16 protein-coding genes are annotated in these 26,077 nt (G+C 72.0%); 12 read left to right on the forward strand and 4 right to left on the reverse strand.

The window, feature by feature from the left end; translation table 11 throughout:
• Nucleotides 1-79 precede the first annotated feature (79 nt).
• Together JO379_RS11840 and JO379_RS11845 are read left to right on the forward strand one after the other, a co-directional pair.
• Nucleotides 80-1,381, forward strand: coding sequence for an amino acid permease (locus JO379_RS11840; RefSeq protein WP_242626055.1), 1,302 nt, complete (start codon nt 80-82; stop codon nt 1,379-1,381).
• A gap of 164 nt (nt 1,382-1,545) precedes the next feature.
• Nucleotides 1,546-2,187: a superoxide dismutase gene (locus JO379_RS11845; protein WP_130877757.1), complete on the forward strand. Its 642-nt coding sequence runs from the start codon at nt 1,546-1,548 to the stop codon at nt 2,185-2,187.
• A gap of 168 nt (nt 2,188-2,355) precedes the next feature.
• On the opposite strand, the gene JO379_RS11850 is transcribed toward JO379_RS11845, so the two are convergent.
• Nucleotides 2,356-2,994, reverse strand: a complete 639-nt coding sequence (locus tag JO379_RS11850) for a mycothiol-dependent nitroreductase Rv2466c family protein (protein WP_307841965.1) — start codon at nt 2,992-2,994, stop codon at nt 2,356-2,358.
• Between the two features lie 113 nt (nt 2,995-3,107).
• Here JO379_RS11850 and pepN (JO379_RS11855) point away from each other — a divergent pair, with 113 nt between their 5' ends.
• Together pepN (JO379_RS11855) and JO379_RS11860 are read left to right on the forward strand one after the other, a co-directional pair.
• Nucleotides 3,108-5,714, forward strand: a complete 2,607-nt coding sequence (gene pepN, locus JO379_RS11855; RefSeq protein ID WP_130877759.1) for an aminopeptidase N — start codon at nt 3,108-3,110, stop codon at nt 5,712-5,714.
• Nucleotides 5,715-5,850: 136 nt separating this feature from the next.
• A complete protein-coding gene (locus JO379_RS11860; protein WP_130877760.1) occupies nt 5,851-6,897 on the forward strand; it encodes a hypothetical protein in 1,047 nt (348 codons plus the stop codon).
• A gap of 40 nt (nt 6,898-6,937) precedes the next feature.
• Here JO379_RS11860 and JO379_RS11865 read toward each other — a convergent pair whose 3' ends face one another.
• Complete coding sequence (locus tag JO379_RS11865; RefSeq protein ID WP_130877761.1) at nt 6,938-8,674, reverse strand: TIGR03767 family metallophosphoesterase; 1,737 nt, start codon at nt 8,672-8,674, stop codon at nt 6,938-6,940.
• Nucleotides 8,675-9,179: 505 nt separating this feature from the next.
• Here JO379_RS11865 and JO379_RS11870 point away from each other — a divergent pair.
• From JO379_RS11870 to pepN (JO379_RS11880), 3 genes are all read left to right on the forward strand, one after another.
• On the forward strand, nt 9,180-12,482 hold the full coding sequence (locus JO379_RS11870) for a S8 family serine peptidase (RefSeq protein ID WP_209514880.1): 3,303 nt from the start codon (nt 9,180-9,182) through the stop codon (nt 12,480-12,482).
• A 201-nt stretch (nt 12,483-12,683) separates the two neighbouring features.
• Nucleotides 12,684-13,727, forward strand: coding sequence for an aspartate-semialdehyde dehydrogenase (locus JO379_RS11875; protein ID WP_130877763.1), 1,044 nt, complete (start codon nt 12,684-12,686; stop codon nt 13,725-13,727).
• Nucleotides 13,728-13,898: 171 nt separating this feature from the next.
• Nucleotides 13,899-16,466: an aminopeptidase N gene (gene pepN / locus JO379_RS11880; RefSeq protein ID WP_209514882.1), complete on the forward strand. Its 2,568-nt coding sequence runs from the start codon at nt 13,899-13,901 to the stop codon at nt 16,464-16,466.
• Between the two features lie 88 nt (nt 16,467-16,554).
• Here the strand turns inward: pepN (JO379_RS11880) and JO379_RS11885 are convergent, their stop codons facing one another.
• Entirely contained in the window at nt 16,555-17,643 is a 1,089-nt protein-coding gene (locus JO379_RS11885; RefSeq protein ID WP_130877765.1) for a mechanosensitive ion channel family protein, read from the reverse strand.
• Between the two features lie 258 nt (nt 17,644-17,901).
• Between JO379_RS11885 and JO379_RS11890 the strand changes: the two genes are divergently transcribed.
• On the forward strand, nt 17,902-18,438 hold the full coding sequence (locus JO379_RS11890; RefSeq protein ID WP_130877766.1) for an HNH endonuclease: 537 nt from the start codon (nt 17,902-17,904) through the stop codon (nt 18,436-18,438).
• Between the two features lie 76 nt (nt 18,439-18,514).
• Here the strand turns inward: JO379_RS11890 and JO379_RS11895 are convergent, their stop codons facing one another.
• Nucleotides 18,515-21,700: a beta-N-acetylglucosaminidase domain-containing protein gene (locus tag JO379_RS11895; RefSeq protein ID WP_209514884.1), complete on the reverse strand. Its 3,186-nt coding sequence runs from the start codon at nt 21,698-21,700 to the stop codon at nt 18,515-18,517.
• A gap of 264 nt (nt 21,701-21,964) precedes the next feature.
• Here JO379_RS11895 and JO379_RS11900 point away from each other — a divergent pair, with 264 nt between their 5' ends.
• The 4 genes from JO379_RS11900 (at nt 21,965) to JO379_RS11915 (ending at nt 26,070) form a co-directional block, all read left to right on the forward strand.
• The gene (locus tag JO379_RS11900; protein WP_130877768.1) at nt 21,965-22,249 is read left to right on the forward strand and encodes a hypothetical protein; all 285 of its coding nucleotides are present in this window, start codon (nt 21,965-21,967) and stop codon (nt 22,247-22,249) included.
• Entirely contained in the window at nt 22,250-24,433 is a 2,184-nt protein-coding gene (gene malQ / locus JO379_RS11905) for a 4-alpha-glucanotransferase (protein WP_209514886.1), read from the forward strand.
• Nucleotides 24,434-24,480: 47 nt separating this feature from the next.
• Nucleotides 24,481-24,753 (forward strand): hypothetical protein, encoded by a 273-nt coding sequence (locus JO379_RS11910; protein ID WP_130877770.1) that lies wholly within the window; start codon nt 24,481-24,483, stop codon nt 24,751-24,753.
• A 342-nt stretch (nt 24,754-25,095) separates the two neighbouring features.
• Entirely contained in the window at nt 25,096-26,070 is a 975-nt protein-coding gene (locus JO379_RS11915; protein ID WP_130877771.1) for an acyl-ACP desaturase, read from the forward strand.
• Nucleotides 26,071-26,077: the final 7 nt, after the last annotated feature.

Raw genomic sequence — 26,077 nt, forward strand, 5'->3', positions numbered from 1 at the left:
AACCACCGACGTTCCGGCCAATGACGTCGGCACCGACGCCGCGGCTCTGTCGCACAGCCTCAAGCAGCGCCATCTGTCGATGATCGCGCTCGGTGGCGTCATCGGCGCGGGGCTCTTCGTCGGCTCGGGCGGCGGCATCGCCGCCGCCGGCCCCGCGGTCGTGCTCGCCTATGCGGCGTCCGGACTGCTGGTGATGCTCGTGATGCGCATGCTCGGTGAGATGTCGGCGGCCAATCCGGCCTCCGGCAGCTTCTCGGTGCACGCGGAGCGCACGATCGGCCCGTGGGCGGGCTTCACCTCCGGCTGGGTGTTCTGGACCCTGCTGTGCGTCGCCGTCGCCGCCGAGGGGATAGGCGCGGCGAAGATCATGGTCGGCTGGTTCCCGGACACCTCGTCCTGGATGTGGGTCGCGCTGTTCATGGTCGTCTTCACGATCACCAACCTGGCCGCGGTCGCCAACTTCGGTGAGTTCGAGTTCTGGTTCGCGACGCTGAAGGTCGGCGCGATCAGTCTCTTCCTGGTCCTCGGCGTGCTCGCCATCATGGGCGTCCTGCCCGGCACGGACTCCCCCGGGGCCAGTCATCTCACCGGCAACGGCGGCTTCTTCCCCACCGGCCTCGACGGGCTCGTCGTCGGCCTGCTCGCCTCCGTCTTCGCCTACGGCGGCCTGGAGACGGTGACCATCGCGGCGGCCGAGTCCGAGAAGCCGCGTGAGGGCGTCGCCCGCGCGGTCCGCACCTCGATGTGGCGCATCGCCCTCTTCTACGTCGGCTCGCTGGCCATCGTCGTCACCCTGATCCCCTGGAACGACCCGTCGGTGACCGCCAAGGGCCCGTACGTCGCCGTCCTGGACTACCTGGACATCCCGCACGCCGGCGACATCATGAACGTCGTCGTGCTGGTGGCGCTGCTGTCCGCGATGAACGCGAACATCTACGGCTCCTCGCGCATCGCGTACTCGCTCGTCGCCCGCGGCCAGGGCTGGAAGGTCCTCGCCAAGGTCAGCAACGGCGTGCCGCGTCTCGCGGTCATCGCCTCCGCCTCCTTCGGCTTCGTCGCCGTCCTGCTCAGCTACTGGTGGCCGGACACCATCTTCAAGTGGCTGCTCAACATGGTCGGCGCGGCCACGCTCGTGGTGTGGGGCTTCATCGCGGTGTCCCAGCTCGTGGGGCGCCGGCAGATCCCGCAGGACAAGCTCATCGTGCGCATGTGGCTCTTCCCGTACCTGACGTGGCTGGCGCTGGCCGGCATCGTCGGGGTCCTGGCGCTGATGCTGCGCGAGGAGGAGACCCGGCTCCAGCTGTACTTCACGGCCGGACTGGCGATCGCCCTCGCCCTGATCGGCTACGCCAAGCAGCGCGCGGCGGCCGCCAAGCGCTGACGCTCCACCGCATCCGCACACCGAGGCGGGGTAGGTCCTGATCTTCAGGACCTACCCCGCCTCGGTCTTTCGACGGAAGACCGGCCCCGTGACGGCACCTCAGTTGCACTTGCTGATAGCGTTTACCTGCAAGTTAATTGCAATAAGCAGTCGGAGGGCTCGGCATGGCCATCTACACACTTCCCGAACTTCCCTACGATTACGCGGCGCTCCAGCCCGTCATCGACGCGAAGATCATTGAGCTGCACCACGACAAGCACCACGCGGCGTACGTCAAGGGCGCGAACGACACCCTCGAGCAGCTCGCCGAGGCCCGCGACAAGGACCAGTGGGGCGCGATCAACGGCCTGGAGAAGAGCCTGGCCTTCCACCTCTCCGGTCACATCCTGCACAGCATCTACTGGCAGAACATGACCGGTGACGGCGGCGGCGAGCCCCTCGACAAGGACGGCGTGGGCGAGCTGGCCGACGCCATCGCCGAGTCCTTCGGCTCCTTCGAGAAGTTCAAGGCCCAGCTCACCAAGGCCTCGGCCACCACCCAGGGCTCCGGCTGGGGCGTGCTGGCCTACGAGCAGGTCAGCGGCCGGCTCATCGTCGAGCAGGTCTACGACCACCAGGGCAACGTCGGCCAGGGCTCGGTCCCGATCCTGGTCTTCGACGCCTGGGAGCACGCCTTCTACCTTCAGTACAAGAACCAGAAGGTGGACTTCATCGAGGCCATGTGGCAGGTCGTCAACTGGCAGGACGTCGCCGCCCGTTACGCCGCGGCCAAGGAGCGGGGCAACACGCTCCTGCTGGTCCCGTAACACCCCCGGGTGCCCGAGCGGCACCCCGCACACGGCCTGCTCGTGATCGTCTTCTCACCCTTCACGCGGCAGGCACACGGAAGGCCCCCGCACGGTCGCATCGCGCGGGGGCCTTCCCCATCATGGCCCCCATCATGGCCCCCATCACGCAGTGCGGGGTCACGGACCTCAGTCGAAGACCGGGCCCTGCGTCCGGGTGCGCTTCAGCTCGTAGAAGCCGGGGGTCGAGGCGACCAGCAGCGTGCCGTCCCAGAGTCTGGCCGCCGCCTCGCCCTTGGGGGCGGGGGTGACGACCGGGCCGAAGAAGGCCACCTGACCGCCGTCCGCACCGGGGACGGCGATGACCGGGGTGCCGACCTCCTGCCCGACCTTCTCGATGCCCTCCTTGTGCGAGACGCGCAGATCGGCGTCGAGGGCGTCCGAGTCGGCGGCGTCCGCCAGCCGGGCCGGCAGGCCCGCCTCGGCCAGGGCGGCCACGATCGTGTCGCGGTCGCGCGGCAGGGCCTCGTTGTGGAAGCGGGTGCCGAGCGCGGTGTAGAGACGGCCGAGCACCTCGTCGCCGTACTCCTTCGCCGCCGCGATCAGGACCCGCACCGGCCCCCAGGCGCCCGTGCGCAGATACTCGCGGAACTCCTCGGGCACCTGGTCGAGCTCGTCCTCGTTCAGCACCGCGAGGCTCATGACGTGCCAGCGCACCTCGACCGGGCGGACCTTCTCCACCTCGAGCATCCAGCGCGAGGTCATCCACGCCCAGGGGCAGATCGGGTCGAACCAGAAGTCGACGGGGGTCTTCTCCGAAACACTCACGCGGGTCTCCTCTTCCGGGCAGGTCAGTAGCTGAATCAACAACCAACCCGCGTGCCATGATTCCTGGTGTTCGACATTCGACATACGTGACATTCACCCGAGGGAGTCCCGTCGTGCCCGGTGAGAACCTGACCCGTGAGGAGGCCCGCGAGCGGGCCGCACTGCTGACCGTGGACGGCTACGAGGTGGCGCTCGATCTGCGGTCCGCGGTGGGCGCGGGCCCGGAGCCCCGCACCTTCCGTTCGGTGACCACCATCCGTTTCCGCTGCGCGGAGCCGGGGGCGAGCACGTTCGCCGACCTGGTGGCGCCGTCGGTGACCGCCGTCACGCTCAACGGCACGGAGCTGGACCCCAAGGCCGTCTTCGACGGCACCCGGATCGAGCTGGCCTCCCTCGCCGCCGAGAACACGCTGGTCGTGGACGCCCAGTGCGCCTACAGCCGCACCGGCGAGGGCATGCACCGCTTCGCCGACCCCGAGGACGGCGAGGTCTACCTCTACACGCAGTACGAGCCCGCCGACGCCCGCCGCGTCTTCGCGAACTTCGAGCAGCCCGACCTCAAGGCCCCCTTCACCTTCACGGTGACCGCGCCCACCGGCTGGACGGTGCTGAGCAACGGCGCGCAGGACGGGGAGCCCCGCCCGGCAGGCACCGGCAGCGCCGACGGCAGCACCTGGAGCTTCGTGCCCACGAAGCCGATCTCCACCTACATCACGGCCGTCGTCGCCGGCCCGTACCACGTCGTCCGCGACCACTACCGCCGCACGTTCGACGACGGGACCGTCCTCGACATCCCGCTGGGCGCGCTGTGCCGCAAGGGCCTCGCCAAGCACTTCGACGCCGACGACGTCTTCACCGTCACCAAGCAGGGCCTGGACTTCTTCCACGACCACTTCGACTACCCGTACCCCTTCGGGAAGTACGACCAGGCGTTCGTGCCGGAGTACAACATCGGCGCCATGGAGAACCCGGGGTGCGTGACCTTCCGGGAGGAGTTCGTCTTCCGCGGCAAGGTGACGCAGGCGTCGTACGAGCGGCGGGCCAACGTCATCCTGCACGAGATGGCGCACATGTGGTTCGGTGACCTGGTCACCATGGAGTGGTGGGACGACCTGTGGCTGAAGGAGTCCTTCGCGGACTTCATGGGCGCCTTCTCGCAGGTGGAGGCGACCCGCTTCGAGAACGCCTGGATCACCTTCGCCAACCAGCGCAAGGCCTGGGCCTACCGCGCCGACCAGCTGCCCTCCACCCACCCCGTCACGGCCGACATCCGTGACCTGGAGGACGCCAAGCTCAACTTCGACGGCATCACCTACGCCAAGGGCGCCTCGGTGCTCAAGCAGCTGGTGGCCTACGCGGGCCGGGACGCCTTCCTGGAGGGCGCCCGGCGCTACTTCAAGCGCCACGCGTTCGGCAACACCCGGCTGACGGACCTGCTGCGGGTGCTGGAGGAGACCTCGGGCCGGGACATGGCCGCCTGGTCCCGGTCCTGGCTCCAGACGGCCGGGGTCAACTCGCTGACGCCGCACGCGACCTACGACGCCGCCGACCGGATCACCGAGCTGTCGGTCTTCCAGGAGGCCCCCGCCTCGCACCCCGAGCTGCGCCCGCACCGGGTGGCCGTGGGCCTCTACCGCCGCGAGGACATCAGTGGCGCGCTGGTGCGCTACGCCCGCGCCGAGGTGGACGTCGCCGGTCCGCGCACGGTCGTGACCGAGCTGGCCGGGGCCGAGCGGCCCGAGCTGATCCTCGTCAACGACGACGACCTCACCTACTGCAAGATCCGCTTCGACGAGGTCTCGCTCGCCACCCTGCGGGAGCACCTCGGAAACCTCACCGACCCCCTCGCCCGCGCCCTGTGCTGGTCCGCGCTGTGGAACCTCACCCGAGACGGCCTGCTGCCCGCCCGTGAGTACCTGGGGCTGGTGGAGCGGTTCGCCGGCGCCGAGAGCGACATCGGCGTGCTCCAGACGCTGCACAGCTGCGCGCGGACGGCTCTGGTGCACTACGTGGCGCCCGACTGGCGCGAGGAGGGCGGCCGGCTCCTGGCCCGGACCGCGCTGAGCGAGCTGCGGCTCGCCGAGCCCGGCAGCGGCCACCAGCTGGCGTGGGTGCGGTTCTTCGCGCAGACCGCGAAGAGCGCGGCCGATCTCCAGCTGCTGCGCGGGCTGCTGGACGGCAACGCGAAGATCGACGGCCTGGAGGTCGACCAGGAGCTGCGGTGGGCGTTCTTGGGCACGCTCGCCGCCCAGGGCGCGGCCGACGAGCAGGCCGTCACCGCCGAGCTGGCCCGCGACAACACCGCCTCCGGCAAGCGGCACCAGGTGCGCTGCCTGGCCTCGCGGCCCTCGGCGGAGGTCAAGGCCGAGGCGTGGGCGGCGGTCGTGGAGTCCGACGCCCTCTCCAACGCCCTCGCCGAGGCCACCATCGCGGGCTTCGACCAGCCGGGGCAGCGGGAGCTGCTGGCGCCCTACGCGGCTCGCTACTTCGAGGTGATCGAGCGGGTGTGGCGGGAGCGGTCCATCGAGATCGCCATGGCCGTGGTGCGCGGGCTGTTCCCGATGCTCCAGGACGACCGGCGGACGCTGGAGGCGACGGACGCCTGGCTCGCGGCGCACGAGGACGCGGCGCCCGCGCTGCGGCGGCTGGTGCTGGAGGAGCGGGACGACCTCGCGCGGGCGCTGCGGGCGCAGGACTGCGACGCGGGCGCGGCGAACTGAATCACCATCAGTAACGATGGCGCGACGGCCCGTAATCGGCATCGAACGCCCGTACTTTAGGGCGAAGTTGTCCTGATTTGCCGACGGGTGTGTAACAGCGGTTAGGAGGTGGGCGGGCAGCGGGAATGGCCGGGGCATGAACCCCGACACCCCCCTGTCCCCCCGCCCCCTGCACCACCGCTCCGACGTCCGGCACCGCGTACTGACCACACGTCAACTGCGCGAGCACGGCGTCCCGGGGGCCACGGTCGCCGAGCGCTGCCGGCCCGGCGGCCCCTGGCAGCAGCTGCTGCCCGGCGTCTTCCTGCTCCGCCCCGGCCCGCCGACCAGCGAGGAACGGCTGCACGCCGGGCTGCTGTACACCCTGCCGCGCACCCAGGCCGCGGCGGGCCGCCCGCGGCCGGGCGACGCCGACGCCGCGATGGCGGCCGCCCCGTACGGCGAGGCCATGATCACCGGCCTGGCGGCGCTCGCCCTGCACAGCTTCACCTCCGCTCCCCCGCTGCTCTCCCTCGGCCACATCGACGTGCTCGTGCCGCGCACCCGGCGGCTGCGGTCGACCGGCTTCGTACGGGTGGTGCGGGCCCACACCCTGCCGCGTCCGATCCGGCTGACGGGGGTGCCGGTCGCCCCGCCCGCCCGCGCGGTCGCCGACGCGGTGGGCAGACTCGCCGAGCCGACGACGGTGCACCGGCTGCTGACCGAGGCGGTGCGCGGCGGGCACTGCGAAGCGGGTGCGGTGGTACGGGAATTGACCCGTGCCCGGCTGATGAACCGGCCCGCCGTGGTGGACGCCGTCGACACCCTGCTCGCCGAGAGCCGGGCGATCGCGGAGAGCAGGCTGTACGACGTGGTGCGCGGGCACGGGCTGCCCGAGCCGCTGTGGAACGTGGACCTGCGGCTGCCCGGCGGCCCGCGGCTCGGCGGCGTGGACGCCTACTGGCCGGAGTACGGGGTGGCGCTGGAGATCGACGCGCGGACGCCGCGCCAGGACGACGACGCGCTCTGGGCGGAGCAGGCGGGCAAGCGCGACCGCATGGAGCGGCTCGGCATCCTGGTCGTGCACATCACACCGAAGAAGCTGCGCGAGGCACCGGAGCAGCAGGCCGCGGTGGCCCGTACCGCCTTGATGGCGTCGGCCGACCGCGAGCCCGCCGCGTACGTCGTCGTCCTGCCGAAGTAAGCCCGCGAAGTAAGCCCCGCCGTCGGCCGGGCCGCCTCCGTCAGGGCCTGGCGAGCAGCAGTTCGGTGTTCCGGTCGGTGGGGGAACCGGCGAGGGAGCCGTCCGAGCCCGGGGCGTTGAAGGCCAGTTCGCGGTAGAGGGAGGCGAGTCCGGTCTGGGAGAGGTCCGCGTAGTCGGTGCGGTAGGGGGCGGCCGATTCGATGAGGGTGGTGAAGAGCGAGACCGTGCCGTCCTTGTTGTCGGTGACCTCGATGACCCGCGCGAGCTGCGGATAGTCCACGTGCGAGGCGGTGGAGACCTCCCAGAAGCTGCCGCGCGGCCGCACCCGGTTGCGGTGGCTGTGGCCGTTGATCCAGGCCAGGACGTTCGGGTGGCGCTGGAGGAGGGCGATCAGCTCGTTACCGTCGTGCCGCTTCTCGCCCGGGCGGGCGGGGTCGGGCGTGAGGTTGTTCATGCTCCAGCTCGGGTGGTGGCTGAAGATCAGTGCGTATTCGTCCCGGTGGTCCTTCAGCGTCCGCTCCAGCCACTTGAGTTGGGCGGTGCCCAGCGAGCCCTGGTAGTGGCCGCCGGGGTCCGTCGAGTCGAGGCTGATGCCGACGACCCGGTCGGAGACCCGGAAGGAGTAGTAGAGCTCGCCGGAGTCGAGGTTGGCGCGCGTGTAGCCGTGGCCGAGCGGCCCGCGCCCCTTGTGGGCGGGGTCGAGGTGGGCGGCGATGTACTCGCGGGCGGACAGCGGCACCCGGCGCGGGTCGGCGGTGACCGTGCGCAGGTTCTTCTTGTGCTCGCGCAGCAGCGCCCTGATGCGTTCGCCCTTGGGGTCGACGCCCGCGACCTCGCCCTCCATGAGCCACTTGGCCTCGGCGGCGGAGATGGTCTGGAGCTTCTTGTTCCCCACGCAGACCTCTTCGATGAAGCTGCCCTTGGCCGGATAGCAGCCGCCGGAGAGGAGGTCGTGGTTGCCGAAGGTCGAGTACCAGGGGATCCGCAGGCCGGGGCTGTCGACGCGGCGGGTGGCGGCGCGCAGATAGCCGGGGATGCGGGGGTAGCCGAGCTTCTTGTCGTCGTCGTTCAGGGCGCTGTCGGGGTGCCAGTACAGCTTGAGGCCGCTGTCCTGGACGCCTTCGTAGCGGCGGGGGTCGCCGGTCTGGGGGTTCAGCCGGCCGCCGCTGAGGGCGGTCAGGAACCACTCCGCCTCGATCTTCGCGTTCTCGTCGCCGTTGTCGCCGGTGGTGATGACGAAGCCCAGCGGCGTGCCGGTGGCGGGCCCCCGGCGGAGCTTGTTGACGCGCTCGACCAGGGCGACGGCGCCGGGCAGGGTGAGCGCCTCGTGCGGGCGCCAGGCCCCGGCGTCGCCGGCCCGGAAGAACTCGTAGCGCAGCGGGTGCTGCACGTCCGTCAGGTGGAGGTCCGTGAACTGCACGAAGGACGCCAGTGTGGTACGGCGGTCCTCCCGGCCCGGCCGGCCGGTGGCGAGCTCGGAGCGTACGACGCGCGGCCAGCCGGGGCCCTCGCCGAGCCGCCGGTAGCCGGTGGTGCCGCCGGGCGCGGCGACGGAGACGAGGGTGGTGCCGGCCCCCGTCGGGGTGGCCGCCGCGACGTCCTCGGCGGCGGCCGCGCTCTCCGGGGTGTCGGCCGTGGGCTGAAGGGCGGCGGCCCGGCCGCTGTCCGGCCCCAGGGCGAGTCCGAGCCCGGTGGCGGTGGCGGTGCCGACGGCGCCCGCCGCTGCGAGGAACGTGCGGCGGTCGAGTCCTGCGGGTCTACGGGATCTGCGAGGCATATGCGGTCTCCCCGGTGCGAACGCGAAGGCGGGACGGGCTGCTGAGCTGCGGTCCTGTGAGTCGGCTCTGTCAGTGAGGATCGTTGGCAGCGCGAGTGACCTGGGCGTGAACGCGGCCGCAACGGCCGCCGCCGATCACCTCACATCGATCTTGGCGATTGCGAACAGACATACAGCACTCGTCCCCTGGCGCGCTGACGCTCACTCAGCGTTCACCCGCGAGGGGAACGGCCTGGCCGGTCACGGGGGCGGTGCTGTAGTCCGTTTGCCTTACACATGCTGAGCTGCGAGAACACCCCTGACCGCTTCACGGCCTTCGGCATGCTTCATCCCGGGTGGCGCATGGCGGGTTTACGCCATCCTTACTTTCCCACCCCGACAACTCTCCCCAAACCCCCGTCACTTCCATAAAAGTGAGCGCTCATCCGGTCCGATTTCCGGACGCTTCCTCCCTGGCCCCGCCAGGTCCTCGTACGTCCTTCTACGTCGTCACCTAGGGATATTCATGACCCCCGATCCCCAGCACGCCCCCGTCGGCGGCGCGAGACGCGCGGCCCGAATAGCCGTCGCGGCCTCCGTCGTGGCCGCGCTCACCGCCGCGGGCGCCGCGCCCGCCTTCGCCGACGACCCCCGCCCCGCCCCGGGCCCGGTCAAGTCCTCCTCGGACAAGCTCGGTTCGCACGACGCGAAGCTGCTCGCCGACGCCAAGGCCGACGGCGTCAAGACCGTCACCATGATGATCGCGACGGCCCCCGGCGGGACCGAGCAGATCAAGGACAAGATCGGCGCCATCAAGGGCGCCTCGGTCGGCGAGTCCTACGACAAGCTCGGCTACGTCCGGGCCACCGTCCCGACCGGCAAGGCCGACGCCGCCATCGACGAGGCGAAGAAGCTCGCCTCCGTGCACGGCATCGACCTCCAGCAGGAGATCCGGCTTCCCGACCCGACGCCGCGCGCCGACACCGTCAAGGGCGAGCGCGCCGCGAAGGCCAAGGCGTACCCCGGCCCGGACCGGAAGACCCCGGCCGCCAACCCCTACCAGCCGTCCTTCGAGACCGGTGCCGTCGACTTCGTCGAGGACCACCCCAAGGCCGACGGCCGCGGCGTGACCATCGGCATCCTCGACTCCGGCGTCGACCTCGGCCACCCCGCGCTGCAGAAGACCACCACCGGCGAGCGCAAGATCGTCGACTGGGTCACCGCCACCGACCCGCTCGCGGACGCCGACGGCACGTGGCTGCCGATGACGAACGCCGTCTCCGGGCCGAGCTTCTCCTTCAACGGACGCAACTACACCGTGCCCGCCGGTTCCTACGACGTGAGCCTCTTCCGGGAGAGCGTCACCGCCGGCGGCGACATGAAGGGCGACCTGAACCGGGACGGCGACACCACCGACTCCTGGGCGGTCCTGTACGACAAGGCCAAGGGCACCGCCCGCGTCGACCTCGACGACAACGGCGACTTCGGCAACGACGCCGAGATGAAGCCGTACAAGGACGGTTACCAGATCGGCTACTTCGGGACCGACAACCCCGACACCCCGATCGCCGAGCGCATCCCCTTCGTCATCCAGATCCGCAAGGACGTCTCGATGACGCCGAAGGGCGGCGACTGGGTCGGCAAGAAGGCCGACTTCGTCAACATCGGCGTCATCGAGTCCGAGCACGGCACCCACGTCGCGGGCATCACCGCGGCCAACGGCCTGTTCGGCGGGAAGATGAGCGGCGCGGCCCCGGGCGCGAAGCTCGTCTCCTCGCGCGCCTGCACCTGGTCCGGCGGCTGCACCAATGTGGCGCTCACCGAGGGCATGATCGACCTCGTCGTCAACCGCGGTGTCGACATCGTCAACATGTCGATCGGCGGACTGCCCGCGCTGAACGACGGCAACAACGCCCGCTCCGAGCTGTACAACCGGCTCATCGACGACTACGGCGTCCAGCTCGTCATCTCGGCGGGCAACAGCGGCCCCGGCACCAACACCATCGGCGACCCCGGCCTGGCCGACAAGGTCATCAGCGTCGGCGCGTCCGTGTCGAAGGAGACCTGGGCCGCCAACTACGGCTCCGAGGTCAAGACCTCGTACGCGATGATGCCGTTCTCCTCGCGCGGCCCGCGTGAGGACGGCGGCTTCACCCCGACGATCTCCGCCCCGGGTGCCTCGGTCAACACGACTCCCACCTGGGAGCCCGGCGCGCCCGTCGCCGAGGCCGGCTACCAGCTCCCGCCGGGCTACGGCATGCTGCAGGGCACCTCGATGGCCTCCCCGCAGGCCGCCGGTGCCTCGGCGCTGCTGATCTCGGCCGCCAAGCAGAAGAAGATGAAGCTCACCCCGGCCGATCTGCGCACGGCGCTCACCAGCACCGCGAAGAAGATCAAGGGCTTCCAGCCGCACGAGCAGGGTGCGGGCCTGATGCAGATCGAGGACGCCTGGGACGCGCTGCGCGCGGGCGCCACCGGTCACGCGTACACGGTCAAGGCCCCGGTTTCCACGGCGCTCTCCGGTGCGCTGAAGACCCCGGGCTTCGGCACCGGGCTCTACGACCGCGAGGGCGGCCTCAAGGCCGGCGAGAGCAAGACCTACGACGTCGTCGTGACCCGCACCACCGGCCCCGACCGTGCCCTCTGGCACGAGCTGGGCTGGGAGAACAACGACGGCACGTTCAAGATCGTCGGTGACAACGAGGTCAGGCTGCCGCTGAACAAGCCGGTCACCGTCAAGGTGCGTGCCAAGGCCAAGGCGGCCGGTATCCACAGCGCGATCCTGACCGTCGACGACGGCCGCACCGAGGGCATCGACAAGCAGATCCTGTCGACCGTCGTCGTCGCACAGCCGCTGGCGCAGCCGTCGTACGTGGTCAAGGCCTCCGGCACGGCCACGCGCAACGCCTCCACCTCGTACTTCGTGAAGGTGCCGAAGGGCGCCAAGTCGCTGGAGGTCTCGCTCGGCGGCCTGGCCGCGGGCAGCCAGACCCGGTTCATCGCCATCAGCCCCTACGGCGTCCCGGCCGACCCGACCTCCACGGTCAACTGCTACCCGAACTACCCGAACCCGGCCAACACCTGCCGCCCCGAGCTGCGGACGTACGCCAACCCGATGCCGGGTGTCTGGGAGATCGAGGTCGAGTCCCGCCGCACCTCCCCGCTGCTCGACAACCCGTACGCGCTGACGGCCTCCGTGCTGGGCGTCGCCTTCGACCCGGCCACGCAGACCGTGCCCGAGGCGAAGATCGGCACCCCCGCCACGGTGTCCTGGAAGGCCACCAACGGCTTCGCCGCGCTCGACGGCAGGCTCAAGGGCGGCCAGCTCGGCTCGTCGAAGATCGACCGGCCGTCGATCAAGAAGGGTGAGAAGCGGACCACCAAGGTCACCCTCGGTGCGGGCGTCTCCCGCTTCGACGCCGCCATCGGCGGCGCCTCGGACCCCAAGGCGGATCTGGACCTGGCCGTCTTCAAGGACGGCAAGCCCGTCGGTGCCTCCACCAGCGGCGGCTCGGACGAGCTGGTCAGCCTGAAGGCACCCGCCGCGGGCGAGTACACCATCGAGGTCAGCGGCTACGAGGTGCCCGCGGGCAGCACGGAGTACGACTACCGCGATGTGTACTTCGCCCCCGCGCTGGGCGAGGTCAAGGTCGACCCGGCCGCCGTCGTCAAGCTCGACGCGGGCGCGTCCGCCCAGGTCACGGCCCAGGTCGTGGTCGCGGGCGCGGCTCCCGAAGGGCGCACCTTCTTCGGTGACGTCCAGCTGGTCAACGCGGCCGGCACGGCCGCGGGCGGCGGCAGCGTGAAGATCGAGAAGGTCGTGTCGTAACCCCTCGGTGAACGGCCTACGGGGCGGGCGCCCGCACGGGCGCCCGCCCCGTAGCCGTGATCCCGGTCACCGCAGGGCCGGGGCCTGCGGCAATGGATTGGACTTTTGGTGCGGGTAGCACCTCATGATGGAACTGTTGAACCAGGTAAGACCGTCTATCGCGATACACGCACACGTGAACGTATGAGGTAGGGAGCGCCCGTGAGGATCGGAATCGTCGGAGCCACCGGTCAGGTCGGCGGAGTCATGCGCAAGATCCTCGACGAGCGGGGCGCGTTCAATTCAATCGGCCCGGTCGCCGAGCTGCGCCTGTTCGCCTCGGCCCGTTCCGCCGGGTCCACGCTGCCGTGGCGGGGCACCGAGATCACCGTCGAGGACGCCTCCACGGCCGACTACTCCGGCCTGGACATCGTGCTCTTCTCGGCCGGCGGCGCCACCTCCCGCGCGCTCGCGGAGAAGGTCGCCGCGGCCGGTGCCGTGGTGATCGACAACTCCTCCGCCTGGCGGCTGGACCCCGAGGTGCCGCTCGTCGTCTCCGAGGTCAACCCGCACGCGATCGCGAACCGCCCCAAGGGCATCATCGCCAACCCCAACTGCACCACCATGGCCGCCATGCCGGTGCTGCGTCCGCTGCACGACGAGGCCGGGCTGACCGCCATGGTCGCCACCACCTACCAGGCCGTCTCCGGCTCGGGCGTGGCCGGCGTCGCCGAGCTGCACACCCAGGTCTGCCAGGTCGCCGAGGCCGCCGACCAGCTCGCCTTCGACGGTGACGCCGTGACGTTCCCGGAGCCCGGTGTCTACAAGCGCCCCATCGCCTTCAACGTGCTGCCGCTGGCCGGCTCGATCGTCGACGACGGCAGCTTCGAGACGGACGAGGAGCAGAAGCTCCGCAACGAGTCCCGCAAGATCATGGAGATCCCGGGCCTGAAGGTCTCCGGCACCTGCGTCCGCGTCCCGGTCTTCTCCGGTCACTCGCTCCAGATCAACGCCCGCTTCGAGCGTCCGCTGAGCGTCGAGCGCGCGCACGAGCTGCTGAAGGACGCCCCCGGCGTCGCCCTCTCCGAGATCCCGACCCCGCTCCAGGCGGCCGGCGAGGACGTCAGCTACGTGGGCCGGATCCGCGTCGACGAGACCGTCGAGCACGGCCTCGCGCTGTTCCTCTCCAACGACAACCTCCGCAAGGGCGCGGCACTCAACGCCGTCCAGATCGCGGAGCTGGTGGCGGCGGAGCTTCGCGGCTGACGCCTGCGGGTACCTGCGCACCTCCGCTGCGCGGCGGTGTCCTCCAACGCCGGACGGGCTGCATGTGCAGCCCGTCCGGCGTTTGCGGCCCGCAGCCGGATTAACACGGGCGCCCGCCCCCGTCCCCATGGAAGGATGGGCGGAAAGTCGCGATGTTAAGGAGATGCCCAGGTGCCTGGAACGAATCTGACCCGCGAAGAGGCGCGGCGGCGGGCGAGCCTGCTCACCGTCGACTCGTACGAGATCGACCTCGACCTCTCCGGCGCGCAGGAGGGCGGCACCTACCGGTCGAAGACCACGGTCCGCTTCGACGCGGCCGAGGCGGGCGCGGAGTCGTTCATCGACCTGGTGGCCCCCACCGTGCACGAGGTGGTGCTGAACGGCACCGCGCTCGACGCCTCCGAGGTGTTCCAGGACAGCCGGATCGCGCTGCCGGGCCTGCTCGCCGGGCGCAATGAGCTCACGGTCGTCGCGGACTGCGCGTACACCAACACCGGTGAGGGACTGCACCGGTTCGTCGACCCGGTCGACCAGCAGGCCTATCTCTACACGCAGTTCGAGGTGCCGGACGCGCGCCGCGTGTTCGCCTCCTTCGAGCAGCCGGACCTCAAGGCCACCTTCCAGTTCACGGTGAAGGCGCCCGAGGGCTGGACGGTCATCTCGAACTCGCCGACCCCCGAGCCCGCGGGCGACGTCTGGCGCTTCGAGCCGACGCCGCGGATCTCCAGCTACATCACCGCGCTGATCGTCGGCCCGTACCACAGCGTGCACAGCTCGTACGAGAAGGACGGGCGCAGCGTCCCGCTCGGCATCTACTGCCGTCCCTCGCTGGCCGAGTTCCTCGACGCGGACGCCATCTTCGAGGTCACGCGGCAGGGCTTCGAGTGGTTCGAGGAGAAGTTCGACTACGCGTACCCCTTCGCCAAGTACGACCAGCTCTTCGTGCCGGAGTTCAACGCGGGCGCGATGGAGAACGCGGGCGCGGTCACCATCCGCGACCAGTACGTCTTCCGCTCGAAGGTGACGGACGCGGCGTACGAGGTGCGGGCGGAGACGATCCTGCACGAGCTGGCCCACATGTGGTTCGGCGACCTGGTCACCATGGAGTGGTGGAACGACCTGTGGCTGAACGAGTCGTTCGCCACGTACACCTCCATCGCCTGCCAGGCGTACGCGCCGGGCTCGAAGTGGCCGCACTCGTGGACCACGTTCGCGAACTCCATGAAGACCTGGGCGTACCGGCAGGACCAGCTGCCGTCCACCCACCCGATCATGGCGGACATCCGCGACCTGGACGACGTCCTGGTCAACTTCGACGGCATCACCTACGCCAAGGGCGCCTCCGTGCTCAAGCAGCTGGTGGCGTACGTCGGTCAGGACGAGTTCTTCCGGGGCGTGCAGGCGTACTTCAAGGCGCACGCCTTCGGCAACACCCGGCTGTCCGATCTGCTGGGCGCGCTGGAGAAGACCTCCGGGCGTGACCTCAAGACCTGGTCGAAGGCATGGCTGGAGACGGCCGGGATCAACATCCTGCGCCCCGAGATCACCACGGACGCCGACGGCGTCATCACCTCCTTCGCCGTCAAGCAGGAGGCCCCGGCGCTGCCCGCCGGTGCCAAGGGCGAGCCGACGCTGCGCCCGCACCGCATCGCCATCGGCCTGTACGAGCACGAGGACGGCAAGCTGGTCCGCAAGGACCGCATCGAGCTGGACGTCGACGGCGAGCTGACGCCCGTCGAGGCGCTGGTGGGCCGGGCCCGCCCGGCCGTCGTGCTGCTCAACGACGACGACCTGAGCTACGCGAAGGTGCGGCTGGACGCCGAGTCGCTGGCGACCGTCACCGCGCACCTGGGCGACTTCACCGAGTCCCTGCCGCGCGCCCTGTGCTGGGCCTCCGCGTGGGACATGACGCGCGACGGCGAGCTGGCCACCCGCGACTACCTCTCGCTGGTGCTGTCCGGCGTCACCAAGGAGTCGGACATCGGCGTGGTGCAGTCGCTGCAGCGCCAGGCGAAGCTCGCCCTGGACCTGTACGCGGCCCCCGACTGGCGCGAGAGCGGCCTGGCGCGGTGGACCGAGGCGACGCTCGAGCAGCTGCGCGCGGCCGAGGGCGGCAGCGACCACCAGCTGGCGTGGGCCCGCGCGTTCGCCGACACGGCCCGCACCGGTGACCAGCTCGACCTGCTCCAGGGGCTGCTGGACGGCACGGAGGTGATCGAGGGCCTCGCCGTCGACACCGAGCTGCGCTGGGCCCTGCTGGAGCGTCTCGCCGCCACCGGCCGCGCCGACGAGAAGGCCATCGCGGCGGAGCTGGAGCGCGACAAGACCTCGGCGGGCGAGCGGCACGCCGCGTCCGCGCGCGCCGCGCGTCCCACGGCCGAGGCGAAGGCCGAGGCGTGGGCCGCGGTCGTGGAGTCCGACAAGCTGCCCAACGCGGTGCAGGAAGCGGTCATCGGCGGCTTCGTCCAGACCGACCAGCGCGAGCTGCTCGCCCCCTACAGCGAGAAGTACTTCGCGGTCGTCAAGGACATCTGGGAGAGCCGCAGCCACGAGATCGCGCAGCAGATCGCGGTCGGCCTCTACCCGTCCCTGCTGGTGTCGCAGGACACGCTGGACGCGACGGACGCGTGGCTGGCCTCGGCCGGGCCGAACGCGGCCCTGCGCCGGCTGGTCACCGAGTCCCGCGCGGGTGTCGAGCGCGCGCTGAAGGCCCAGGCGGCGGACGCCGCGGCGGCCTGACGCCCGTCGGCGACGGAAAACGGGGGCGCCCCGGGCCACTGCGGCCCGGGGCGCCCCCGGCGTTCTACGGTGTAGGGCTGTGGCGGCGCTACTTGCCCAGCGGGGCCCCCGCGCCCGGCGTGAGCGGGGCCGGTATCGGGGCCGTGGCCAGGGACTGCGGGGACGTGGGGTTGGCCAGCACCGAGGGGGCCGCCACGGCGGCGCTCGGGTCGGCGGCGGCCTCGTCCTCCGCCTCCCAGGGGGCGGTGCCGACGATACGGATGCCCGCCTCGTCCAGGGCCTGCTTGATGCGCCAGCGCAGCTCCCGCTCGACACCGAGGGCCTTGCCCGGCATCGTCTTGGCCGAGACACGGACGACCATGGAATTGAGGTAGACCGCGTCCAGGCCGAGGACCTCCACCGGCTCCCAGAGCCGCTCGTTCCACGGCTCGGCCTTCGCCATCTCCTCACCGGCCGCGATGACGACCGAGCGGACCCGCTCCAGGTCCTCGGTGGCCCGGACCTGGACGTCGACGCCCGCGGTGGCCCAGCCCTGGCTGAGGTTGCCGATGCGCTTGACCTCGCCGTTGCGGACGTACCAGATCTCGCCGTTCGCCCCGCGCAGCTTGGTGACGCGCAGGCCGACCTCGATGACGGTGCCGGTGGCGACACCGGCGTCGACCTCGTCGCCGACGCCGTACTGGTCCTCAAGGATCATGAAGACGCCGGAGAGGAAGTCGGTGACGAGATTGCGGGCGCCGAAACCGATGGCCACACCCGCCACACCGGCGCTGGCCAACAGCGGGGCCAGATTGATCTGCAAGACGGACAGCACCGTCAGGGCCGCCGTTCCCATGATCAGGAACGAGGCGACGCTGCGCAGCACCGAGCCGATGGCCTCCGAGCGCTGCCGGCGCCGTTCGGCGTTGACCAGGAGGCTGCCGAGCGCCGTGCCGTCGACGGCCTCGGCGCTGCGGTTCATGCGCGCTATCAGTTTGGTGATCGCCCGGCGGATCAGATGCCTCATGGCCACGGCGATCACGATGATCAGGATCATGCGCAGGCCATTGCTGAGCCAGATGGACCAGTTCTCCTCGACCCAGCCGGCGGCGTCGTTCGCCGTCCTCTGCGCCTCGTCCAGGGACGAGGGCGGCGGGGTGGTCGGTGAGTCTGCGCCCAGAGCAGCGGACCAGAACACAGCAGGAACCCTTCGTGTGGGACACGCCCGCGCCGAGAAGCGGAACGGGCGGACTCACCACACTAACGGGGCAGACGTCGCGTTCCGTTGCTGTGTTCGAGATGGAACAGGTCTTGGGCGGGGGATGAACGCGGTGTGCTCGAAAACACCTGTGGCCCGTTACCCGGTGATGGTGGCGCTCCGAGCGGGGGTCAGGGGACACTTGCAGGAGATCGTCCCGGCGCGAGCCACGCGCCGCCGGCGTACAAGGAGGCACCCGTGCCGCATGTCCTGGTCCTCAATGCGTCGTACGAGCCGCTCGGCGTCGTACCGCTCCGCCGCGCGCTCATACTCGTCCTCAATGAGAAGGCCATCAGCCTCGAGGACTCCGGCGCCTTTATGCACAGCGCGACCTGTACCGTCCCCGCACCCAGCGTCGTCCGGCTGAAGCGCTTCGTGCGGGTGCCCTTTCGGGGGCCCGTTCCGCTCACCCGCCGTGCTCTGTTCGCCCGTGACGGCGGCCGATGCGCGTACTGCGGTGGCGTCGCAACCAGCGTCGATCACGTCGTTCCGCGCAGCCGCGGCGGCCAGCACGCCTGGGAGAACGTGGTGGCCGCGTGCCGCCGCTGCAATCACGTCAAGGCCGACCGGCACGTCGGGGAGCTGGGCTGGCGGCTGCGGCACCAACCGGCCCCGCCGTCGGGGCTGGCCTGGCGCATCATCGGCACCGGCCACCGGGATCCACGCTGGCTGCCTTACCTGGAGGCATACGGCGCCCAGGACGCGATGGCCCGGATCGACGGCATTTCCGCCTGAGTCGACCGGGCCATTGTCGTCCAGGTGCACCGCGCTCCCCGGGCTTCGAGGGCGCGTGCGCGGCGATGGCCCGGTCTCAGCGCTTGCTCTCCTGCTTGTCCTCCTGCCGGGGAGCCGCCCCCGGCCGTTCCTGTACGGCGTACGCCTCGACCTCCCACAGGGAGTAGCCGAAGCGGGTGGCCCGCTTCTCGCCCTGTACCCGGACGAAGCGCGCGCCCGGCGCGTCCATGCGGACGGTTTCCACCCCGCCCTTGCCGTCGGCCACCACCGCCGCGTCCCGCCAGGTGCGCCCGTCGGGCGAGACCTGCACGCGGAAGCGGGCGGGGTGCGCCTCCTGCCAGTGCAGGACCAGCCGGCCGAGACGGGCCGGGCGGGCCAGCTCCAGCTGCCACCAGGCGTCGTCGGAGGCCGGTGAGGACCAGCGGGTCCCCGTCTCGCCGTCGATGGCCGCCGAGGCCGGGAAACGGCCCGTCTCCTGGCCCGAGGCGGTCGCCCGGGCCCCGCGCGCCAGGTTCGGGCCGCCGGTCGGCGGATAGGCCCGGACGGTCAGGATCCGCTCCTGGTCGCCGAGGCGGACGGGCACGGTGAAGGTGCGCGCGGCCGTCCCGGCGGGCACCGACAGCTCGATCCGGGCCGTGGTGACACCGCCGCGCGGCGAGGTGATCTCCGCCGGTGCCCGGACGGTGACTCCGGGGGGCGCCATGACGGTGAGCTTCTCGCGGACCGTTCCCGGCCGCCGGGTGATCATCCGGGCGTCGACGACGGCCGGGCGGCCGCCGATCTCGGCGTCGGCGTCCCGGCGGGTGAGCTCGAAGTCGGCCGAGGGGTCGTCGGCGAACCACGGGGTGACCTCGTGGACGGCCGGCGCCGTGCTGCCCGCGGCCCAGACCAGGCGCAGCGCGTCGGCCCGTACGCCCTTGCCGGGTGCCTGCGTCCAGCCGCCGTCGGAGACCGTCCCGAGCGGCTGCCAGCCGCGGTCGGCATCGTGTGCCTCGACGGTGCCGCGCACGCCGGGGGCGGGGGCGGTGAGCACGGTAACGGCGGTCAGCGGGCGGGGGCGCGGCAGCCGCACGGTCAGGGTCTCGCCGGGGGCGGACGGGCTGCTCGTGGTCGGGTCGCCGTCGGTGGCCGGGCCGGTGGTGCGCAGCGGCCGGTCGATGCCCGTCCAGCCGTTGGCCCGGGCCAGGGCCTGCTCCAGGAACGGGGACAGGACGCCCTTGCCGACCGTGACCCGGCTGTCCTCGATCCGCTCGCGCAGCCGCTGCACGTCCAGCTGGGCCCGCCAGGCCGTGGTGCCGTCGCCGCGCGCGTGGGCGGTGAGCATGTCCACGGCCTTCTCGCCCGCCTCGCCGTGCCGCGCCAGCTGCTCGAGCCAGGGCCGCACCTCGGCGTCGAGGCCGCCGAGGGAGCCCGAGAGCCGCTGCCGGGCGTCGCGCATGGCGCGGAAGGCGGTGCGCAGCCGGTCACCGGCCTCCGTCAGCCGCCCGGCGTCGGTGGTGGCCAGGGCCGCCCAGAAGGCGTCCAGCAGGGGGCGCAGATACGTGGACTCCTCGCCGCCCAGGACGGACGAGCGGTCGTTGCCGGCGAGGGCGGTGAGGGCCTCGCGGGTGGCGGGGTCGTGGCCGGCGAGGTCGTCGACGGCAGCGCGCCAGGATTCCTCGGGGCGGTACTGGCGCGGGTTCCACGCGTAGTCGGCGGTGGTGAACAGCGGGATGCGGGAGGCGACCGGCTGGGCGGAGGCGTTGGCGAGCAGGGCGGCGGAGCCGACCGCGACGGCCGGCTCCCGGCCGGTGTAGGGGCCGAGGAAGATACGGTCCTGCGCGTAGTCGTTGACCGGGTAGTTGTCCATGGTGACCAGCGGGTGGCCGAAGGCGGCCCGGGCGTCGGCCAGTTCACCGCCGGTGATGGTCTTGGGGACCACCCCGACGCCCGTCCACGCCACCTCCACGCGCGGGTCGAGGGCGCCCGCGAGCGCACGCCGGAAGGCCGTCCGCCCGTCCTGGTAGTACTCGGTGGGCAGCAGCGACAGGGGGGCCGCCTCGGGGCCCTTGGCCGCCAGGTGCCGGGCGAGGGCGCCCGCGACCTTGGCCTGCGCGGCGGCCGCCGCCTCGGGCCCGGAGCCGAAGGCGTCGGCGTCCGCGTCGCAGTGCCACTCGCTGTAGCTGACGTCCTGGAACTGGAGCTGGAAGGCGCGCACGCCCAGCGCCCACATCGCGTCGACCTTGCGGGCGAGCGCCCGCAGGTCGGAGTCGGAGGAGAAGCACATCGCCTGCCCCGGCGAGATCGCCCAGCCGAGCGTCACGTGGTTGCGGCGGGCCCGCTCGGCCAGGGCCCGGAATTCGGCGCGCTGGTCGGCGGGGTAGGCGTCGCGCCAGCGGGCCTGGCGGTAGGGGTCGTCGCCCGGGGCGTAGAGATAGCGGTTCTGCTTGGTGCGGCCCATGAAGTCGAGCTGGTCCAGGCGCTGCTGCCGCGACCAGGGTCGGCCGTAGAAGCCCTCGGTCAGCCCGCGCACGGCCGTGCCCGGCCAGTCGCGCACCACCACGCCGGCGAAGGCCTTGCCGCCGTCGCGCTCCACCGCCAGCTGGCGCAGTGTCTGCGCCGCGTGGAACAGCCCGTCCGGGCCCAGCCCCGCGAGCGCGACCGTCGGCCGCCCGTCCACCTGTCCGGTGGCGAGGCGGTAGCCGCCGGAGGGCAGGTCGTCGACGGCGGGGGCGCCGAGGGCACGCAGGGCGTCCTCGGCGGGCTGCCCGCCCGCGTAGACGATCAGGCCGCGCGGCGGCGGGGTGCCGCCGGCGCCGGCGTCGACGACGGTACGGGCGCCGAGGGCACGCAGCGTCTCGCGGAGCACGTCGAGGGCGTAGGGGTCGGCGCCGGAGTCGGCCATGACGGTGACTTCGTCGCCGATCCGCGCGGAGGAGCCCTGGGCGCTCAGCGACTGGGGGCGCGGCCAGACGGCGGGCGCGGCGTCGGCGCTCTCCCGGTCGGCGGGGCCCGCGGTGGTGGTGGCGCCGCCGGTGCGCGGGTCGGCGACGGCACCGGGCGCGCCGCCGAGCAGTCCGCCGAGGAGGGCCGCGGCCAGCACGGTGGCTCCGGCCTTGCGGGGGCGGGCGACGAAGGGTTCACCCAGGCGGCCGAGGCGGCCGGTGCCGACGGCACGGAGCACGCGCCCCTTTTGTCGCTGCTCGTGCCGCTCTGCCGGTTGCTCCGCCTGCCGCTCTCCGCCGTGGCTGTCGTACGAGGGTTCGTTACCCGGGAACCGCACGGCTTTCTCCTCGCCCCAAGGTGCACGCTCGTGGGCAGTGAGCCCATCACCAGGCGCGATGCGTGTCAACGCACGTGACCGAAGTGCCGGTATTGCCCGGCGAGTCGATGAGCGAACGGAAAACGAAGCCCACGAAAGCACCGCTAAATCGACATAGAGGAACGTAATGTGACCCGGGACACGTTCCTTGGTCCGGTACGTCTGCGGCCGCCCCGAGTGGGTAGTGCAGACGTGACCCACTGCCGTCACCCCCGGGAGGCCCCTGTGGCCGCGTCCGCCCAGCTCCTGCTGTCCGCCCTGTCCAAACCGGTGCCGTCCCCGTGTGCGTGCGCGCACGACGACGGCTACCTCCCGGAGTTCGACGGCCCGCTCCCGGCCGGCTCCGGTTCCGGGGCCCCCGCCGAGCCCCCGCTGACCAGCGAGCCGCCGCTCGCCGACGCGACCCCGCTGACCAGCGAGCCCCCGCTGGCCACCGAACTGCCGCTCACCAGCGAACCCACGGCCACGGTCCACGGACCGGCCTTCGGTACGGAGTCCTCGGAGGTCTGAATGGGCCGAGCGCGGCTCGCCGAACTGCACGGTGTCGCCACTTCCTACGAGCCCGCGCCCGGCCAGGGACTCCAGGTGCCCGAGGACACCGTCGTCGCGGTCCTCGCCGCACTGGGCGTCGACGCGTCCACCCCCCGTGCCGTCCGGGACGCCCTGGACGCCCATGCCGCCACCGAGCGCCGCCGGCTGCTGCCCGGGGCGGTGGTCCTGCGGGCGGCGGCGGACGGGACGCCGCGCGCCCACGGGCGGGCACTGCCCACGCTGCCGGAGGGCACGGCCCTGCGGGTCGACACCGAGGGCGGTCGGGCAATCGCCTGGGACGGTGCGCCCCTGTTCGGCGGGGCGGGCCTCGCGGAGGCCCTGCCGCTCGGCAGTCATCTGCTGCGCGCCCACGCCCCCGACGGCCGGAGCGCGTGCGTGCCGCTGATCGTCGCCCCCGAGCGGCTGCCCGCCCCGCCCGAGCGCTCCCACGGCTTCCTCGTGCAGCTGTATTCGCTGCTGTCCGCCCGCTCCTGGGGCATGGGCGACCTCGGTGACCTCGCCGAGCTCGCCGCCTGGTCGGGCCGGGCCTTCGGCTCGGACTTCGTGCAGGTCAACCCGCTGCACGCGGCCGTGCCCGGCGCGCCCACCGATCCCTCGCCGTACCGCCCCTCCTCCCGTCGCTTCCCCGACCCGGTCTATCTGCGGGTCGAGGACATCGCCGAGTTCGCCTATCTCGACGGCCCCGCGCGCGAGCGCGCCGAGGTGCTCCTCGGCCGGGCCGCCGCGCTGCGCGAGGGCGTGCTGCGGCGCGATGCCCTCATCGACCGGGACGCGGTCTGGGCGGCCAAGCGCCAGGCGCTGGAGCTGGTGCGGGCCGTGCCGCTGAGCCCCGGCCGCCGCGCCGCGTACTGCGACTTCCTCGCCGAGCAGGGCCAGGCCCTCGACGACCACTCCACATGGTGCGCGCTCGCCGAGGTGCACGGCCCCGACTGGCGCACCTGGCCCGGCGCCCTGAAGGACCCCCGCTCGGCCCGTACGGCCCGCACCCGCGGCGAGCTCCTCGACCGCGTCGACTTCCACTGCTGGCTCGCCTGGCTCACCGACCAGCAGCTGGCCGCCGCCCAGCGGGCCGCGCGCGAGGCGGGCATGCGCATCGGCCTCGTCCACGACCTGGCCATCGGAGTGCATCCCGCGGGCGCGGACGCCTGGGCGCAGCAGCACGCCTTCGCCGCCGGCATGTCGGTCGGCGCTCCCCCCGACGCCTTCAGCCCGCACGGCCAGGACTGGGGGCTGCCGCCCTGGCGCCCCGACGCCCTGGCGGCCACGGGGTACGCCCCCTACCGCGATCTGCTGCGCGCGCTGATGCGCCACGCGGGCGCGCTGCGCATCGACCATGTGATGGGCCTGTTCCGGCTCTGGTGGGTACCGGAGGGGTGCGAGCCGACGCGGGGGACGTACGTGCGCTACGACGCGGAGGCGATGCTCGGCGTCCTCGCGCTGGAGGCCGACCGCGCGGCCGCGACCGTCATAGGCGAGGACCTGGGCACGGTCGAGCCGGGCGTGCGGGAGTCGCTGGCCGAGCGGGGGGTGCTGGGGACGTCGGTGCTGTGGTTCGAGCGGGACTACGACGGCGCGGGCGGCCGCGCGGAGCCGCTGGAGCCCGGGCGCTGGCGCACCGACTGCCTGGCCACGGCCACCACCCACGACCTGCCGAGCACGGCCGCCCGTCTCACCGGCGACCATGTGGAGCTGCGCCACCGGCTCGGCCTGCTGACCCGCCCGCTCGGCGTGGAGCAGCGGGAGGACGCGACGGCGGTCGCGGAGTGGATGGCGCTCTTCGGCCGGCTGGGCCTGCTCCCCGAGGGCCCGGGCGACGAGGTGGCCGCGGTCAAGGCCGTCCACCGCTTCCTGCTGCGCACCCCCGCCCGGATGATCGGCGTCTGGCTCCCGGACACGGTCGGTGACCGGCGTCCGCAGAACCTGCCGGGCACCTGGGACCAGTACCCGAACTGGCGGCTCCCCATCGCCGACGCGACCGGCCGCCCGCTCTCCCTGGAGGACCTGGCGGCCTCCCCGCGGCTGCACGCCCTGATGGACGAGCTGCGTACCGCGCCGACGAGCGGCACCTGGGGAAAGACCTGGGGCGGGACGTGGGGGGAATGGCCCGCGACGGGCCCGGTCGGCCCGGTCGGCCCCCCATAGGCGACCCCGGGCGCGCGGGGCGGACGCGGGTCCGATACGTTGAGCCCGTGAGCAACAAGGTCAACAAGAACGCCATGCGCGCCGGCGCCATCTCCGCCGGCACTGTGCTGATGCTGCTGATGTCGTCCCCCGCGTTCGCGCTCACCCGCGACGACGGTGACGACCCGGGTCCGGGCATGAGCGTGATCAACACGCTCGGCCTCTACGTCGCCGCGCCGATCGTCGCTTTCCTGGTCATCGCGGGCCTCACGATGGTCGCGGCGAAGCACTCGGACAACCCCCACACGCACGACACCCACCACCCGCGCCCGTCGCGGTAACGGCTGTCCCACCCCCCTTTTTTCCGAGTTCCGCCGAGTTTTTCAGCCCGGTACCTCCCGCTCCCGCGGAGGTGCCGGGCTTTTCGCTGTGCCCGGCTCCGTCGCGCACGGCCACGACGGCGCTGACCGGACCGTCGGCCCACGACGCCATGTGGCCCTTGAGCCCTCGCATCAGCTCCCCATAGCCCGCCAGGGCACGCCTCGTCGACGCACACGCCGTGACGGCCACCGCACACACCGTCCTTGCGGAAGGGCGGCTCTTGCCGTTTACCGCACCCTTAACCTACGGTGTCGTAACCTACGGATCCGTAAGTAAGATCGTCCCCGCACCAGGAGCTGTCTGTGACCATCGCCCCCCTCCGCCACCATTCCCGGGCCGTGTGGAGCGACAGCCGCCTGCTGTTCGCACTCGAAGAGGTCGTCGAGACCGAGCTGAACCGCCACCTCAAGGTCGCCAAGGAATGGATGCCGCACGAGTACGTGCCGTGGAGCGACGGGCGGAACTTCGACGGGGTCATGGGCGGCGAGGCCTGGGCCCCCGAGCAGTCGAAGGTGACGGACATCGGGCGTACCGCCCTCATCGTCAACCTGCTGACCGAGGACAACCTCCCCAGTTACCACCACGAGATCGCCTCGCTCTTCGGCCGCGACGGCGCCTGGGGGACCTGGGTGCACCGCTGGACCGCCGAGGAGGGCCGGCACGGCATCGTGATGCGGGACTACCTGCTCACCTCGCGCGCCGTGGACCCGGTCGCGCTGGAGCGGTTCCGCATGCAGCACATGTCGGAGGGGTTCGAGTCCGACAACCGGCACAGCATGCTGCACTCGGTCGCGTACGTCGCGTTCCAGGAGCTGGCCACCCGCATCTCGCACCGGAACACCGGCCACCACTCCGGCGACCCGGTCTGTGACCGCATGCTCGCCCGGATCGCCACGGACGAGAACCTGCACATGGTCTTCTACCGCAATCTGCTGGGGAAGGCCTTCGAGCTGGCGCCCGACCAGACGATGAGCGCCGTGCGGGACGTCGTGGTCGACTTCCGGATGCCGGGCCACGGCATCCCCGGCTTCGAGCGGGCCGCCGCGCAGATGGCCATCGGCGGGATCTACAACCTGCGCATCCACCACGACGACGTGCTGCAGCCGGTGCTGCGCTTCCTGAAGGTCCTGGAGATCACCGGGCTGGGCCCGGACGGTCTGCGCGCCCAGGAGGAGCTGGGGCTGTACATGGGCGGCCTCGACGACCAGGCGACGAAGTTCGACGAGCGCCGCGAGGCGCTGCTCGCCCGCCGCCGGGCCCGGGCCGAGCAGGCCTGAGCCGCGC

This window comes from Streptomyces syringium (assembly GCF_017876625.1).
Lineage (GTDB): Bacteria > Actinomycetota > Actinomycetes > Streptomycetales > Streptomycetaceae > Streptomyces > Streptomyces syringius.

Excerpts from the sequence above, each read along its gene's own strand:
- JO379_RS11845 (WP_130877757.1), top strand. The coding sequence starts at position 1,546 with ATGGCCATCTACACACTTCCCGAACTTCCCTACGATTACGCGGCGCTC.
- JO379_RS11860 (WP_130877760.1), top strand. The coding sequence starts at position 5,851 with ATGAACCCCGACACCCCCCTGTCCCCCCGCCCCCTGCACCACCGCTCC.
- JO379_RS11865 (WP_130877761.1), bottom strand. The coding sequence starts at position 8,674 with ATGCCTCGCAGATCCCGTAGACCCGCAGGACTCGACCGCCGCACGTTC.
- malQ (WP_209514886.1), top strand. The coding sequence starts at position 22,250 with ATGGGCCGAGCGCGGCTCGCCGAACTGCACGGTGTCGCCACTTCCTAC.
- JO379_RS11870 (WP_209514880.1), top strand. The coding sequence starts at position 9,180 with ATGACCCCCGATCCCCAGCACGCCCCCGTCGGCGGCGCGAGACGCGCG.
- JO379_RS11840 (WP_242626055.1), top strand. The coding sequence starts at position 80 with ATGATCGCGCTCGGTGGCGTCATCGGCGCGGGGCTCTTCGTCGGCTCG.